The organism is Paraburkholderia phenoliruptrix (assembly GCF_019511605.1).
Lineage (GTDB): Bacteria > Pseudomonadota > Gammaproteobacteria > Burkholderiales > Burkholderiaceae > Paraburkholderia > Paraburkholderia phenoliruptrix_A.
This window is the reverse complement of sequence record NZ_JAEUAV010000005.1, coordinates 18,168-34,063: the sequence shown is the minus strand read 5'-3', so window position 1 is coordinate 34,063 and position 15,896 is coordinate 18,168. Positions and strand designations below refer to the sequence as shown.

Sequence of the window (15,896 nt, the reverse complement as noted above, 5' to 3'; positions counted from 1 at the left end):
GACCGCGTATCCGGGCAACGCGTTGCAGAGGGCACCTGAAGCTGCTGAGCCCCGCGTGCTACGGCGCTTCACGGAGCCATTAGGTGCAGCGTGATGAGGCTGCGAATCGAGCGAGGCGAAGCACCGCACGCACCGTCGCCGCGCCCGCTTTTCGCACGTGCACAGTGCTGCGTCGCACCATTGCTGTGCCGGGCTGCATCGAAATGTGTCCTGTGCTGAAGGCGGGACCGGTCATCGCAATTGCGCGCGAAGCGCCGCGTGGCGCGGCTTGCAGGCACGCGAGGCGTGATTGGCATAGCCTTTGCATTTAACCCGCCCATCGGATCAACGGCGATCCGCCGCGAGCGTTACACAAAGCGCTTGCCGCAGTACCATGGACAGGACAACGGCGTCCCCCGGACTCAGTCATCGACTGGTTCGCGGGACGCCGTTTTTATTTCCGGCGCCGCTTTGCCGACGACGGCAGCGCGGCGACCGATGCCCAGCACTTCGAGGAAAACCGCGCTCATGAAAATCATCGTAATCGGTCACGGAATGGTCGGTCACAAACTGGTCGAGTGTCTGGCGCAGGACGCCGCGCACGGCCTCGACATCACCGTGCTGTGCGAAGAGCCGCGTCCGGCCTACGACCGCGTGCATCTGTCGGAATTCTTTGCGGGCAAGTCCGCGGACGACCTGTCGCTTGTCGAGCCGGGCTTTTTCGAGCGCGAGAACGTGCTGCTCAAACTCAATGCGAAAGCCGTGTCGATCGACCGTGATGCGCGCACCGTGACGCTTGCCAGCGGCGAAACCCTCGCCTACGACAAGCTAGTGATGGCCACCGGCTCCTCGCCGTTCGTGCCGCCGGTGCAGGGCCGCGAGCGGCGCGACTGCTTCGTCTACCGGACTATTGAGGATCTCGAAGCAATGCAGGAGTGCGGCGCGCGCTCGAAGACGGGCACGGTGGTCGGCGGCGGCCTGCTGGGTCTCGAATGCGCGAAGGCGCTGCGCGACATGGGCCTGCAAACGCACGTGGTGGAATTCGCGCCGCGCCTGATGGCGGTGCAGGTGGACGAAGGCGGCGGCCGCGTACTGCGCACGAAGATCGAGGAACTCGGCGTGAGCGTGCACACGCAGAAGAACACCACGGCGATTGTCGACGGTGAAGCGGGCACGCACCGCATGCTGTTCGCCGACGGCACGCATCTGGACACGGACATGATCGTGTTCTCCGCGGGCATCCGTCCGCGCGACGAACTCGCGCGTGCGTGCGGTCTGGAACTGGGCCCGCGCGGCGGCATTGCGATCGATTCAAGCTGCCGCACGAGCGACCCGCACATCTACGCAATCGGCGAATGCGCGGCCTGGAACGGCATGGTCTACGGTCTCGTGGCGCCGGGCTACGACATGGCGCGGGTGGCGGCAAAACATCTGCTGGGCAACGACGCGACCTTCGCGGGCGCCGACATGAGCACCAGGCTCAAGCTGATGGGCGTGGACGTGGCGAGCATCGGCGACGCACACGGCACGACGCCGGGCAGCCGCGCCTACCAGTTCAGCGACGAGCGCAAGCAGATCTACAAGAAGCTGGTGGTCTCCGAGTCGGGCAAGGAGCTGCTCGGCGCGGTGATGGTCGGCGACGCGAGCGAGTACGGCACGCTGCTGCAGATGATGCTCAACGGCATCGCGCTGCCGGAGTCGCCGGAATTCCTGATCCTGCCGCAAGGCGACGGCGCAGCGAAGCCGGGCCTCGGCGTCGACGCGCTGCCCGAGAGCGCGCAGATCTGTTCGTGCAACAACGTGTCGAAGGCGCAACTGTGCGCGGCAGTGGGCGCGGGCGCGACCGACATCGGCGCGCTCAAATGCGCGACCACTGCGGGCACTTCGTGCGGCGGCTGCGTGCCGCTCGTCACCCAGGTGATGAAGGCCGAGATGAAGAAGCAGGGCCTCGCCGTGAACAATCACGTGTGCGAGCACTTTGCGTATTCGCGCCAGGAGCTCTTTCATATCGTGCGGGTGGAGGGCGTGCGCAGCTTCGGCGAACTGCTCGCAAAACATGGGCACGGTCTCGGCTGCGATATCTGCAAGCCGGTGGTGGCAAGCATTCTTGCATCGTGCTGGAACGAATTCGTGCTGAAAAAGGAGCACGCGTCGTTGCAGGACACGAACGACTACTACCTCGCGAACATCCAGCGCGACGGCACCTATTCGGTCGTGCCGCGCATGCCAGGCGGCGAAGTGACGCCCGATGGCCTGATTGCCGTCGCGCAGGTCGCGAAGAAATACGGCCTCTACACGAAGATCACGGGCGGCCAGCGCGTGGACCTGTTCGGCGCGCGCGTCGAGCAGTTGCCGCTCATCTGGGAAGAGCTGATTGCAGCGGGTTTCGAATCGGGCCACGCGTACGGCAAGTCGCTGCGCACGGTGAAGTCGTGCGTGGGCTCGACGTGGTGCCGCTATGGCGTGGGCGATTCGGTGGGACTCGCGGTGGAGCTGGAGAACCGCTACAAGGGCCTGCGCACGCCGCACAAGATCAAGTTCGGCGTGTCGGGCTGCACGCGCGAATGCGCGGAAGCGCAGGGCAAGGACGTCGGCGTGATTGCGACGGAAAAGGGCTGGAACCTGTACGTCTGCGGCAACGGCGGCATGAAGCCGCGCCATGCGGAACTGATCGCGTCGGATCTGGATCGCGGCACGCTGGTGCGCTACATCGACCGCTTCCTGATGTTCTATGTGCGTACCGCCGACCGTCTGCAACGCACGAGCGTGTGGCGCGAGAGTCTGGAAGGCGGTCTGCAGTATCTGATCGACGTGGTGGTGCATGACAGGCTGCAAGTCGCCGCGGAACTCGAAGCGGACATGCAGCGCGTGATCGATACATACGAATGCGAGTGGAAGAAGGCGGTGAGCGATCCGGAGACACGCAAGCGCTTCCGTCACTTCGTCAACAGCGACGCAGCGGACAGCACGGTGAGCTTCGTGAAGGAGCGCGGCCAGATCCGGCCGGCGACACCGGACGAGCGTCAGTCGAAGCTGGCTGCAATTCCTGTCGTCGTGGAAACAGTGTGATTTTCAGCGTGATTGGAAAGGAGCCACGCCATGAGTAACGACCGCTTGCCGCAAACCTGGACACCCGTTTGTACGCTCGACGACATTGTGCCCAACACGGGCGTCTGCGCGCTCGTCAACGGTGAGCAGGTTGCCGTCTTTCACGTGACCACGGACAACGACAAAGCGGCCGTCTACGCGATCGAGAACTACGATCCGGGCTCGCGCGCGGCGGTGCTCTCGCGCGGGCTGATCGGCAGCCTCGGCGAGCGTGTCGTGGTGGCCTCGCCGATCTACAAGCATCACTTCGATCTGCGCACGGGCGAGTGTCTGGAAACACCGGCGAATTCGGTGAGCGCATTTCCCGCGCGTGTCGAAAACGGCCAGGTGTGGGTCGCCGTTTGAGTTGCGCGCTTTCTTTGCTCGCGTTTCCTTGACTCCTTGAACGAGCTTATCCGCCATGTCTTCGACTAATGTGAAAACCGTGTGCCCTTACTGCGGCGTTGGCTGTGGCATGGTGCTGCACGTCGAGGACGGGCAGGTGGTCAAGATTTCCGGGGACAAGGAGCACCCCGCGAACTTCGGGCGGCTCTGTACCAAAGGACAGTCGGCACACGTCGCGCTGCGCAAGTCGGGGCGGCTCGAGGGTGCGTTCGTGCGGCATGCGCGCGGCCAGGACCCGGCGCCGCTGCCGATGGCACAGGCGATTACCGACACGGCAGCGCGCCTGCGCAAGCTCCTTGACGAACACGGACCCGACGCGTTGTCGTTCTATGTGTCGGGGCAGATGTCGATCGAGGCGCAGTATCTGATGAACAAGCTCGCCAAGGGCTTTGTTCGCACCAACAACATCGAATCGAATTCGCGCCTGTGCATGGCGAGCGCGGGCAGCGGCTACAAGCTCTCGCTCGGCGCCGACGGGCCGCCTGGATCGTACGACGATATCGACCATGCCGACCTGTTCTTCGTGATCGGCGCGAACATGGCGGACTGCCACCCGATTCTGTTCCTGCGCATGATGGACCGCGTGAAGGCCGGCGCGAAGCTGATCGTCGTCGATCCGCGCCGCAATGCGACTGCGGAAAAAGCAGACCTGTTCATGCAGATCCGGCCCGGCACCGACCTCGCGTTGCTCAACGGTCTGCTGCATCTGCTGCACGAAAACGGCCATACGGATCGCGCTTTTATCGACGAGCACACCGTCGGCTGGGACGCGATGCCCGCGTTTCTCGCCGACTACACGCCCGAGAAAGTCGCGCACATCACCGGGCTTGCCGTGGACGACATCCGCCGCGCCGCGCAGATGATCGGCATGGCTCACGAATGGATGAGCTGCTGGACCATGGGCCTGAATCAGAGCACGCATGGCACGTGGCACACCAACGCGATCTGCAACCTGCATCTGGCGACGGGCAAGATCTGCCGCCGCGGCAGCGGCCCGTTTTCTCTGACGGGGCAGCCCAACGCAATGGGTGGCCGCGAAATGGGTTACATGGGACCGGGTTTGCCGGGGCAGCGCTCGGTACTGGTCGACGAAGACCGCGCGTTTATCGAAGACCTGTGGGGCGTTCCGAAGGGCACGCTGCGCACCGAAGTGGGCAACGGCACCATCGACATGTTCGCGCGCATGGCGGCCGGCGAGATCAAGGCATGCTGGATCATCTGCACGAATCCGGTGGCGAGTGTCGCCAACCGGCAGAACGCGATTGCCGGTTTGAGCGCGGCCGAACTCGTGATTTCTCAGGACGCGTTTCTCGACACGGAGACCAACCGCTACGCAGACGTGCTGTTGCCGGGCGCGCTGTGGGCCGAAGCCGAAGGCGTGATGATCAATTCGGAGCGCAATCTCACGCTGATGCAAAAGGGCATCGAGCCGCCGGGCTCCGCGTTGCCGGACTGGCAGATCATCGCGCGTATTGCCTGCGAAATGGGCTTTGCCGAGGCGTTCAGCTACGCGAGCGCCGAAGAAGTGTTCGCGGAGATTACCCGCGCGTCGAATCCGAAAACAGGCTACGACCTGCGCGGCGCGAGTCATCGGCGACTGAGGGAAACGCCGCTGCAATGGCCGCTCGCGTCCTGCGATGGCGCCGTGCGCAACCCGATTCGCTACCTCAACGACGGCGTGAATCAGCCGCTCAGGCAAACCGACGGCACGCGCGCGCGGCTCGTGTTTCCGACGCCGACTGGCCGCGCAACGTTTTTCGCGCGCGCCTTCGCGGCGCCGGCCGAGTCGCCCGACCGCGAGTTTCCGATCGTGCTGAACACCGGTCGCCTGCAACACCAATGGCACACCATGACGAAGACCGGCAAGGTGGCCATGCTCAACAAGCTGAACCCAGGGCCTTTTGTCGAGATCAATCCGCAAGACGCGGCCACGCTCGGCATTCAGCCTAAGGACGCTGTCGAAGTGCGTTCTCGCCGTGGCCGTGCGGTCCTGCCCGCGCTGGTGAGCGATCGCGTGAGCGCGGGCAACTGCTTTGCACCGATGCACTGGAACGATGTGTTCGGCGACGACCTGTGCATCAACGCAGTGACGAGCGACGCCATCGATCCTGTTTCGCAGCAACCTGAACTGAAATTTTGCGCAGTCTCTCTGAGCCGCGTGGAGGTCGACACGATGCAATCCGTTCCCGACGACGACACCGCGGCGCTCTCCGAAACCTCGGTCGCCGCCGCGACGGCACACGGCCTCGCGAGCGCTGCGAGCACCGTGAGCACCGTGAGCACCGGGAACGGCGTGGCGAGCACAGAAGCCACGGCAAACGCGAGCGAGGCAAACGTGCCGCTTATCGACGCATTCGCGAACCTCCTGCAATTGCCGCCCACGCCCACGCCTTCGTTCGACGAGAGCGAACGCGCCTACCTTGCGGGCTTCGTGAACGGGCTGCGTTCGGCGGCAACCCAAGGCTTCGGTGCCGTTCCGGTGTTGCCGGGCGCGGCGCCCATCCGGGCTGCCAACCGGCTGTACGTGGATGGTCTGCTTGCCGGCCTCTACAGCCGCAGTGCAAACGCTCCGGCCGCGCCGCATGCGGCGTCTAATAACGCGCTGGCCGAGCCGCGCGAGGCCGGGGTGCGGATCGTCCGTATGCGTCCCAAGGTCACGCTGCTATGGGCATCGCAAACCGGCAACACGGAGTCCCTCACCGAGCGTTACGCGACGCGTCTGATGGAATCCGGCTTTGAAATTCGCACCTCCTGCATGGCCGACTACGCGATGTCGGCGCTCGTTAAGGCGCAATACGTTTTGCTGATGACAAGCACGTTCGGCGACGGCGATCCACCCGATAACGCGCAAGGCTTCTGGACGCAACTGCGTGGCGAGCATGCGCCGCGTCTCGATGGCGTGCGTTTCGCCGTGCTCGCGCTCGGCGATCGCAACTACGACCAGTTTTGCGGGCACGGCAGGCAACTGGACGAACGTTTCGCTGCGCAAGGCGCGATGCGTCTGATGGACCGCGTCGATTGCGACGGCGAGTATCAGGAAACCGCGGACGCATGGCTCGAGCGCGTGATCGTGCGCATCAAGGAAGAAGATGCTGCGCTGCACGCGGTGCCGCCAGACGGCATGATCAACGCGGTGGTGCCCGGCGCCGTGCCGACCAAGACGCGTCCGGCTGCCTCGCGGCTCGTCGCCAATCTGCGCCTGAACCGGCAGGGCGCGGCGAAGGACACGCGCTACTTCTCGCTTGCCACCGCCGACTCCGGGCTCGAATACGAAGCCGGCGACGCTCTGGGCGTGTGGCCGAGCAATTGCCCGGAACTAGTGGACGAGCTGCTTGAACTCGCGGGCGTGTCCGCCGATGCGCCGGTGCACGTCGCGGGTGCCGGCGAAATGCGGCTTGCGGATGCGCTCGGCAAGCACTATGAGATTGCCCGCCCCAATCCGGATGCGCTCGCCTTCATCGCGTCACGCAGCAGCAACGGTGCATTGCGCGAACTGCTCGCGCCCGAACGCAAGGCGGACCTCAAGCAGTGGCTATGGGGCCAACAGCTCGCCGACGTGCTGCACGAGTTTCCCGTCAAGCTCACCGCCGCGGAATTGACCGGCATGCTCAAGCGGTTGCAGCCGCGCCTCTATTCGATTGCATCGAGTCCGAAGGCTCATCCGGGCGAGGTCCATCTGACGGTGGCGGCGGTGCGCTACAACAATGGACGGCGCCATCGCAAAGGCGTGTCGTCGACTTTTCTCGCGGACCGCGCCGGCGACGTGAACGTACCGGTGTTCGTGCAGAAGTCCGCACACTTTCGTCCTCCTCATCAATCCGACACGCCGATGATCATGGTCGGCCCCGGCACCGGCGTTGCACCGTTTCGCGGCTTCCTGCACGAGCGGCGTGCACGCGGCGACAAGGGCCGCAACTGGCTCTTCTTCGGCGAGCAGCATGCGGACACCGATTTCTACTATCGCGACGAACTCGAAGCGCTGCGCGACAGCGGTGTATTGACCCGTCTGGACGTCGCGTTCTCGCGTGACCAGGCACAGAAAGTCTACGTGCAGGACCGCATGCGCGAGCACGGCGCGCAACTGTGGGCGTGGCTTGAAGAGGGCGCGCACTTCTACGTATGCGGCGACGCGAGCCGCATGGCGCGCGATGTCGACGCTGCGCTCAGGGACGTGATTACGCGGCACGGCGCGATGAGTGACGAAAAAGCCGGCGAATACGTGAGCCGTCTCGTGCAGGAAAAGCGCTACGCACGCGACGTTTATTGACGCGCTGCGCGAAGTCATCGATTGCAGGTTTCATGGAGTATGCAGTTCCGCAGCGAGAACGACCCGCATGGCATGGACGTTGCATTAACAGCGCGGGGTCCAACAAAGTAATCATTCCGGTGCGTGGCGATGCATGCGGCGAGTCGGGTGATCGGAAAACAGTTTAGTGAGGATGTCTGATGAAAAACGTGATGAATTCGCTTAAGAGTGGAGACTGGCGCGCACTGGTCGCGTGTTTCCTCTATTTCGATACCGGTTTTACGGTGTGGGTTCTATACGGCCCGCTCGCGCCGTTCATCAGCAAGAGCATTGCGATGACGCCCGCGCAGCAGGGGCTGCTCGTCGCCGTGCCGGTGCTCTCGGCAGCAATTCTGCGCGTGACGCTCGGCAACCTCTATCAGTCGGCGCACGGCAAGCGCATTGCGTTGCTCGGCGTGCTGCTCTCGGCAGTGCCCACCATCGTGTTGCCGGTGCTGCCGTTCGTTCCGTCGTACACGCTGCTGCTGGTGCTCGGCGTGTTTCTCGGCGTGGGTGGCGCGAGCTTCGCGGTGGCGCTGCCGATGGCAGGCAGTAACTATCCGCCGAAGGTGCAGGGCCTCGTGCTGGGGCTCGCGGCGGCGGGCAATATCGGCGCGGTGCTCGACGGCTTTCTGTTTCCGCAGCTTGCCACGCACTACGGCTGGCAGGTTGCAACGGGCGGTGCATTGCCGCTGCTCGCAATCGCCGGAATCACGCTGTATTTCTGGGCGAACGACGCGGGTGTAAAAACCGGCAGTGTGTTGCGCGCGTTCGGCAGCTTCGTGGTGACGCTGGTCGGCCTGATCGTGCTGGTGCTGCTCGTCGAGGCAGGCATTTTCGGCGCGGGCAAGACCGGCGTGCTGCTGTTGCCGGTGATCGGCGCGCTGCTTGCGATCGCAGTGCTGCCCAAGCGGTATCGCGCGGTGCTCGCCGAGCGCGATACGTGGGTCATCATGCTGGTGTACAGCATCACGTTCGGCGGTTTCGTCGGGATGTCTTCGTATGTTTCTCTGCTGCTCACGAACCTCTATCAGCTCTCCAAGATCGACGCGGGGCTCTTTATGGCGCTGCTTGCGGCGACCGGCGCTCTGGTGCGTCCGCTCGGCGGCCTGATCGCCGACAAGGTCTCCGGCGTGCGTGCACTGACCGTGCTGCTCGCGACGATCTCGCTGTGCGACTTCGTATTCGCGGCAGTCATGCCGACGCTGGCGGGCGGCATTGCGCTGCTGGTCTGCCTGTATGTGGCGTTCGGGCTCGGCAACGGCGCGACGTTTCAGCTCGTGCCGCATCGCTGGGCCGGCCGCACCGGCTTGATGTCGGGCATTGTCGGCGCGGCGGGCGGCATTGGCGGCTTCTATCTGCCGGTGGTCATGGGCATTGCAAAAGAGAGCACCGGTTCGTACCAGATGGGCTTTGCGACGTTCGGTGCGCTTGCTGCATGTGCGTTCGTCGCAATCGTTGCGCTGCGCCGTCCGTGGATGGCGTGGTCGATGCAGTCGGCCGCACTGCATGCGCACGCAACGGAATGACGCAATGCCCGGCGTTGGACAATAGAGTAGTCGGGCAGCGGCCGCGTCGGTGCGCAACCACAAGCGCGCGGACGCGGCCCGCCGAGCTGGATCTTTAGAAGTCGATATGGCCACCACGATAGAACGGGTTCAGGTAGTGCGTTCCGATACAGCGGAAACCGAGGCATCAAATGAGGTGACAAACGAGGTATTGAGCTCGTTGATCAACATTGCCGGGCGTCAACGGATGCTGTCTCAGCGTATCGTCTTCAAGGCGATGCTCGCACTGCGCGAAGGCAGGGGTGAAGGCGAGGGCCACGGCGCGCTCGCCGTCGCGCGAGATACGCTGCGAACCTTTGCGGACAGTCACGCGGCGCTCGTGCAAGGCCGCGACGGTTTGCCTGGGCTCTTTTCGCCGGCGTTGCGCGAGGCGTTCCATGGTAAGGGCGACACGCGCAACGCCAGCGGCAATAGCCACGTCGCAAAGAAGATCGCCGATTTCATTGCACTCGCCGGTGCGGCGCTCGATGCGATTGCACGCAACCCTGCGCGCGCCGAGCAAGCGGTCGAGGCGCTGATCGCTTCGGCCGATCCGTTGCTCAACGACCTGCATGCGGTGACGGCAGTCTACGAACAGGAGAGCCGGCGCATTGCACGCATGCAGAAGAGGGAACAGCAGCAACTGATCGAACGGATCAAATCCATCGCGAAGGAGGCTCATATCGTGTCCTTCAACGGTCAGATCGTGGCGAGCCGTACCAACGTGACGGGCCGCGAATTCGCGGTGGTGGCCGGAGTGATGACCTCCATTACGAAAGAACTCGAGGCGGTGGTCAGCGCTTTCGTGAAGAAGACCGCGTCTGCCTGAGGCGCGGGCCGCGGGCCGCGGGCGGCGCCCCCCGCCGCAGGCGCCGCGCATCGTTTTGTCGGAGTCGGACTGCACGGGTCTGCCCACGAGACTCCATCCCGGCTATGCTTGGCGTTTTCGCAAACGTCGGGTCGGGTACATGATGAGCGGATCGCAAACGGTATGGGCAACTGTCTGGCAAACGGTGAAGGGCGAATTCTCAGACCTCGGCAGCACCGCGGACGTCACGCAGGTGCTGATGCGTCTGGGTCTCGCTCTCGTGCTCGGCGGTGTGATCGGCTTTGAGCGCGAGATCTCACGGCGCGATGCCGGCATGCGCACCCACATGATGGTCGCCGTAGGCGCCGCGCTGTTCGTCGTGGTGCCTCTGCAAGCCGGTTTCTCGCAGGACAACATGAGCCGCGTGCTGCAGGGGCTCGTGTCGGGCATCGGCTTTCTGGGCGCAGGCGCCGTCATCAAACTCAGCGCAGAGCGCGAGGTGCGCGGGCTCACCACGGCCGCCAGCCTGTGGCTGAGCGCGGGCGTCGGGGTCGCGGCGGGGCTGGGGCGCGAGGCCACCGCAATTCTGAGCGTGCTCATCGCGCTGCTGATTCTCTCCGGCGCACGCTTCATGAAGGGCCGTGCGCCCGAGCGGAAATAGGTGGGCGTCGGGCCGGCAATGAGCGTATGTGTACTTTGAGTGAAGTGCCGGCCCCCGCATGCGTTGCGCAATGACGCATGCGTCATTGGCGGTGATCGCGCCGCCGCCTGTGCCCAGGAATCAGTCCGCGGTGCGCCGGTCAGCCAGCGCGCGCTCGCAGTCCGCCAGAACCTGGCGGACGAGCCGTGCCTGCGGATCGAGTTCGTCGGTATCGAGAATTTCCTCGACGGCGTCGCGCGCCCAGTCGGTGTCGACAAAACGCGCGTGCCGGCGAGCAATTTCCAGCGCCGTTGCAGAGAGTTTTGCGATGGAGAGCCAGTCGGCCTCCCGCGCGCGGCGGTCCAGCCATTTGTGCGCGGCCTGCACGTGGAACGCCGCGTCCGGCCAGTCCTCGTTGAGGTAGTAAGCGCCGAGACTGCCGCACGTGAGCCAGCACAACAGCTCGAGGCGGTCCCGCGGACTCAGGTGGTGGCGTACATCACTCATGGCGACGCTCGCTGCGGTAAGTGCTTTCCGGGGGAGGCGGCGTACGGCCGTCCTCCGCATGGATTAACAATATCACGCAGAATTCGTCAGCGGCAATTCCCGGGCGTACCCTGGCGCACACGCCACTCGTCCAAGGGCCGGCGACCGGGGGCGGCGACTGAACGTCAGGACGGGCGGCGTAATCACCTACGCGTTTTCACAACACGCGGGAATCGCAGAAAGCGGGCCGAAACGGGAGAAAACGCGCGAGGCGCAAACACCCGTCAACCGCCCGGCAAACCTCCGCAAAAACCCGTAGACAGACCGAATACAGACAGAACGCTTAGACCTGAACGAGTCGCGGAATCTGCACGTCCGGATTGACGTCGGCCTCGTAGTCGACACCCGCGATCTCGAACCCGAACAGACGCAGAAAATCCGTCTTGTACCCGGCGAAATCGGTAAGCTCGTAGATGTTGTCGTTCGTCACCTGATTCCACAGCGCTTCCACACGCTGCTGCACCTCGGGGTCCAGTTCCTTGTAGTCCGCGCGCAACCGGCCTTCGTCGTCAATGTGCGGCGCCGTGCCGTACATGCTGTCCTTCAGCAGCCCATACACCTGCTCGATGCAGCCTTCGTGCGTGCCTTTCTCCTTCATCACCTTGAAGAGCAGCGACAGGTAGAGCGGCATCATCGGGATCGCCGAGCTCGCCTGCGTGACAACCGCCTTCAGCACCGACACGCGCGCGTCGCCGCCCTTAGCCGCAAGCTTTTCGCGGATGCCGAGCACTTTCTGGTCGAGATCCTTCTTGGCCGCGCCAATCGAACCGTTCCAGTAGATGTCGTGCGTGATCTTCTCGCCGAGGTAGGTGAACGCGGTGGTTTTCGCGCCGTCCGCCAGTACGCCGGCTTCGAGCAGCGCGTCGATCCACATCTGCCAGTCTTCACCGCCCATTACCGCGACCGTGTGGTCGATTTCGGTCTGCGTGGCCGGTTCGAGCACCGTTTCCTTGATCACTTCCTTGTCGGTGTCGATGCCGCGCAGCGTGACGGCGCGGCCCACCGGCTTGAGCGTGGACGTGAACACCTCGCCGGTTTTCGGATGCGTGCGCTTGGGCGCGGCGAGGCTGTACACCACGAGGTCGACCTGGCCGAGATCGCGCTTGATGATCTCGATGGTGCGCGCCTTGACTTCGTCGGAAAACGCGTCGCCGTTGATGCTGCTTGCGTACAAACCTTCGGCGCTGGCGAATTTCTCGAATGCCGCGCTGTTGTACCAGCCGGCCGTGCCGGCCTTGGTCTCGCTGCCGCCGCGCTCGAAGAACACGCCGAGCGTGGCCGCGCCGCAGCCGAACGCCGCGCTGATGCGCGCGGCCAGTCCATAGCCGGTGGATGCGCCGATCACGAGTACTTTCTTCGGACCGTTGGCAATAGGGCCGCGTGCCTTGACGTAGTCGATCTGTTCCTTGACGTTGGCCTCGCAGCCCGTCGGATGGGTGGAGACGCAGATAAAGCCACGCACGCGCGGTTTGATGATCATGAAGCACCTCTTGTCGGAATTGGCGACATTATAGTGGGCCGCGCCGGCTGCCGCCGCGGCACGCGGGACGGCAGCAGGAAACGGTAGCGGGAAGCGGCAGCAGGAAACGGCAGGGGCCGGCGAGCCGCACGAGGCGCCGCAAGCCGGCAGCCGCGTGCCCACGAGCGACGCGAGACGGCAAGCGTATTCCAGCGGCATAAAAATCGGTTCGCGCCACACATCTTGGTACGATTCAGCCTTTTCCCGCCGACGGTAGCCAGTGTGAAGCGCCTTTTTTCCCTGATTCTCGAGACACTCGACCGAGGTCTGACCCGCGCGAACCCGCTCGTGGCCGGGGCGCTGTGGCACGTGCGTCATCCGACGCGGCGCGGCCTTCTGAAGGCGTGCGCGGCGCTGCCGGTGCTCGTCGTGCTGTATGTGCTGATGCTGATTCCGTTCACGCCCGGTATCGGCGATATTCGCAAGGCCAAGGTCGAACAGCCCGCCCGCATTCTCTCGGCAGACGGCAAGCTGCTTGCCGAGTTCAAGCCGTCCAACCGCGAGTGGGTCAAGCTTGCGGACATCTCGCCGAACGTGGTGAACGCACTGATCGCCACCGAAGATCACCGCTTCTATCAGCATTTCGGGCTCGACTGGCGGCGTACCGCATCCGCCGCGCTGCACACCTTTTCCGGCGACCGCCAGGGCGGCTCGACGATCACGCAGCAGCTCGCGCGCAACCTGTATCCCGACGAAATCGGCCGCGCCCCGACGCTCACGAGGAAGCTCAAGGAAGCGATCACGGCTTTCAAGATCGAGGCGCTCTACACCAAGGACGAGATTCTCGAGACCTACCTGAACACCGTGCCGTTTCTCTACAACGCGTACGGCATCGAGATGGCGGCGCGCACGTACTTCGACAAGTCCGCGTCGGAGCTGAACGTGCTCGAAAGCGCGACGCTCGCCGGCATGCTGAAGGGCAACAGTTACTACAACCCGGTGCTCAACCCCGAGCGCGCGTTGCAGCGGCGCAATACGGTGCTCGGGCAGATGGTGAAGTTCGGCAAGCTCACGCCAGCCGCATACGAGACGCTGCGGAAAAAACCGTTGCGCATCGACTTCGAACGGCAGACCGAGCCGCCCGGACCGGCGCCGCATTTCTCGCAGCAATTGCGCAAGTGGCTCGCGGCGTGGGCCGACCGCAACGATTACAACATCTATTCCGACGGCCTCGTGGTCCGCACGACAATCGATTCGCGTCTGCAAACCATGGCCACGCAGGCCGTGGTCCTTCAGGGCAACCAGCTGCAAGGCATTGCGAACGCGGCGTGGGGCAGCCGCGCCGGTTGTTCGAACGGCAAGGAACTGCTCTCGACGTTCCTGCGCGAAACGCCCGACTACCGCGCCGCGAAAGACGCCGGCCTCTCCGACGACGAGGCGCTCAAGCACGTGTCGGCAAACCGCAGCCTCGTGCAGTCGGTGTGCGAATCTAAAACCCGCGTGCAGGCCGATTTTCTCGCGATGGACCCGCGCAACGGCCAGATCAAGGCGTGGGTAGGCAGCCGCGATTTCAGCCAGGATCCGTTCGATCATGTGCAGCAGGCGCGGCGTCAGCCGGGCTCGACCTTCAAGCCGTTCGTCTACGCGGCGGCCTTCGCGGCGGGCGCCAAACCGTCCGACACGCTGCTCGATCAGCCTGTCGAAATTCAACTGGCAGGCGGCGAAGTCTGGCGTCCGGGCGACGAAGACGATCCGAGCGAGCGGCCCATCACGCTGCGCGACGCGCTTGCGTATTCGCGCAACCGCATCACCGCGCAACTGATGCAAACGGTCGGCCCCGGCAAGGTCGCGCGGCTCGCGCGCGCAATGGGCGTGCGCGACAGCCCGCTCGAGGCCGTGCCTTCGCTCGCGTTGGGCACGAGCCCCGTCACGCTGAAGGAAATGGTGTCGGCCTACGGCACGATTGCCAACCTGGGCGGCTATGTCGAGCCGGTCATGGTCACGCGTATCGAGGACCGCAACGGCGAAGTGCTGGCCGACTTCGCGCCGGTGCCGCCACAACAGGAACTGCCTGCCGACGCAGCCCGCACGCTAGTCGACGTGATGCGCGACGTGGTCAACCGCGGCACCGGCTCGGCGATACGCAGCCGCTTCGGCGTGCGCGGCGACGTGGCCGGCAAGACCGGCACCACGCAGGGCAACGCGGACGGCTGGTTCATCCTGATCCATCCGCAACTGGTGGCGGGCGCGTGGGTCGGTTTCAACGACAGCCGCGTGACTCTGCGCAGCGACTACTGGGGGCAAGGGGCGCATAGCGCGCTGCCTATCGTCGGCGATTTCTTTCAGCGCGCGCAGCGCTCGAGACTCGTCGATACGCGGGTGAAATTCGCTACCGAGCAGCAGCCGGGCTGGTTTGCCGAGCGCTCGGAGCGGCTGCGCGCGTGGTTCGAGCACGTGTTTGCGCCGACGCCGTCGCCGGCCCGGCAGCAGGCGCCCGTCACCGCGCGCAGTGTGACGCGGCGTGAGCCGGGTGAGGGGGCGTCGTCTGCGGCTTCGGCATCGGATGCGGCTGCGGTGGCGTCTGCGTCTGCGTCCGCGTTGGCTGGCGGGACCTCCGGCGCGGCGGATGGGGCGAGCGCAGCGGGCGCGGCTGCCGAAGAATCGCGGGCGTTGCCGCCGCTGCTGACGGCGCCTGGCAGCGCTTCAGGTCCGACATTGCCCGGCGATCCCGTTCACGGCGAGGCGCGCGGCGCCGGCACGGCCGCATCGGCGCCGACGCCTACGCCCGATGACGTGATGCCGCCGGACGCAGCGGGCGTCGACGGTCAGGCCGGCAGGGCGGGTAACGCGCCGTGAGCGCGCTGGACTGGGTGTGAGCGTGCTTTGGGTGGGCTGGGAGCGTGCCTGGAGCGTGCTTTGCCCCGGCTTTGACCGTGCTTTGGGTGGGCTTTGACCGTGCTTGAAGTGGGCTTTCGTTTCGCCTTGATTTGGCCTTGATTTGGCCTTGGTTTGGCGTTGGTTTCGCCTGGGTTTGGCTTGGGTTTGGCTTGGGTTTGCAGTTGGCTCTTAGTTCGCTCTTAGTCGGCTTGAAGCGTGCTTTGAGTTCGCTTCAAGCTGGCCTCAAGTCGCCCCTGACCTCG

The 15,896-nt window shown here is 64.7% G+C and carries 9 protein-coding genes; 7 read left to right on the top strand and 2 right to left on the bottom strand.

What is annotated here, in order from left to right:
* Positions 1–507: 507 nt before the first annotated feature.
* The 6 genes from nirB to JNB89_RS09275 all read left to right on the top strand — a co-directional run bounded on the left by nirB (position 508) and on the right by JNB89_RS09275 (position 10,772).
* On the top strand, positions 508–3,048 hold the full coding sequence (nirB, locus tag JNB89_RS09300; protein WP_220362004.1) for a nitrite reductase large subunit NirB: 2,541 nt from the start codon (positions 508–510) through the stop codon (positions 3,046–3,048).
* A gap of 30 nt (positions 3,049–3,078) precedes the next feature.
* A complete protein-coding gene (nirD, locus tag JNB89_RS09295) occupies positions 3,079–3,432 on the top strand; it encodes a nitrite reductase small subunit NirD (protein ID WP_013339268.1) in 354 nt (117 codons plus the stop codon).
* A 55-nt stretch (positions 3,433–3,487) separates the two neighbouring features.
* Complete coding sequence (locus JNB89_RS09290; RefSeq protein ID WP_220362003.1) at positions 3,488–7,738, top strand: bifunctional nitrate reductase/sulfite reductase flavoprotein subunit alpha; 4,251 nt, start codon at positions 3,488–3,490, stop codon at positions 7,736–7,738.
* A gap of 179 nt (positions 7,739–7,917) precedes the next feature.
* Positions 7,918–9,285, top strand: coding sequence for an MFS transporter (locus tag JNB89_RS09285; RefSeq protein ID WP_218741937.1), 1,368 nt, complete (start codon positions 7,918–7,920; stop codon positions 9,283–9,285).
* Positions 9,286–9,391: 106 nt separating this feature from the next.
* On the top strand, positions 9,392–10,132 hold the full coding sequence (locus tag JNB89_RS09280) for a type IV pili methyl-accepting chemotaxis transducer N-terminal domain-containing protein (protein WP_220362002.1): 741 nt from the start codon (positions 9,392–9,394) through the stop codon (positions 10,130–10,132).
* A gap of 139 nt (positions 10,133–10,271) precedes the next feature.
* The gene (locus JNB89_RS09275) at positions 10,272–10,772 is read left to right on the top strand and encodes an MgtC/SapB family protein (protein ID WP_220362001.1); all 501 of its coding nucleotides are present in this window, start codon (positions 10,272–10,274) and stop codon (positions 10,770–10,772) included.
* 120 nt (positions 10,773–10,892) lie between these two features.
* Here the strand turns inward: JNB89_RS09275 and JNB89_RS09270 are convergent, their stop codons facing one another.
* Both JNB89_RS09270 and fabV read right to left on the bottom strand, forming a co-directional pair.
* The gene (locus tag JNB89_RS09270) at positions 10,893–11,258 is read right to left on the bottom strand and encodes a hypothetical protein (protein ID WP_013339279.1); all 366 of its coding nucleotides are present in this window, start codon (positions 11,256–11,258) and stop codon (positions 10,893–10,895) included.
* 322 nt (positions 11,259–11,580) lie between these two features.
* Complete coding sequence (gene fabV, locus JNB89_RS09265; RefSeq protein WP_135895875.1) at positions 11,581–12,777, bottom strand: enoyl-ACP reductase FabV; 1,197 nt, start codon at positions 12,775–12,777, stop codon at positions 11,581–11,583.
* A 261-nt stretch (positions 12,778–13,038) separates the two neighbouring features.
* On the opposite strand from fabV, the gene JNB89_RS09260 reads away from it, so the two are divergent.
* Complete coding sequence (locus tag JNB89_RS09260) at positions 13,039–15,612, top strand: penicillin-binding protein 1A (protein WP_220362000.1); 2,574 nt, start codon at positions 13,039–13,041, stop codon at positions 15,610–15,612.
* The last annotated feature ends 284 nt before the right edge of the window (positions 15,613–15,896 follow it).

What these genes read in the sequence shown, in the direction of transcription:
- nirB (WP_220362004.1), top strand. Translation starts at nt 508, where the DNA reads ATGAAAATCATCGTAATCGGTCACGGAATGGTCGGTCACAAACTGGTC.
- nirD (WP_013339268.1), top strand. Translation starts at nt 3,079, where the DNA reads ATGAGTAACGACCGCTTGCCGCAAACCTGGACACCCGTTTGTACGCTC.
- JNB89_RS09290 (WP_220362003.1), top strand. Translation starts at nt 3,488, where the DNA reads ATGTCTTCGACTAATGTGAAAACCGTGTGCCCTTACTGCGGCGTTGGC.
- JNB89_RS09285 (WP_218741937.1), top strand. Translation starts at nt 7,918, where the DNA reads ATGAAAAACGTGATGAATTCGCTTAAGAGTGGAGACTGGCGCGCACTG.
- JNB89_RS09280 (WP_220362002.1), top strand. Translation starts at nt 9,392, where the DNA reads ATGGCCACCACGATAGAACGGGTTCAGGTAGTGCGTTCCGATACAGCG.
- JNB89_RS09275 (WP_220362001.1), top strand. Translation starts at nt 10,272, where the DNA reads ATGATGAGCGGATCGCAAACGGTATGGGCAACTGTCTGGCAAACGGTG.
- JNB89_RS09270 (WP_013339279.1), bottom strand. Translation starts at nt 11,258, where the DNA reads ATGAGTGATGTACGCCACCACCTGAGTCCGCGGGACCGCCTCGAGCTG.
- fabV (WP_135895875.1), bottom strand. Translation starts at nt 12,777, where the DNA reads ATGATCATCAAACCGCGCGTGCGTGGCTTTATCTGCGTCTCCACCCAT.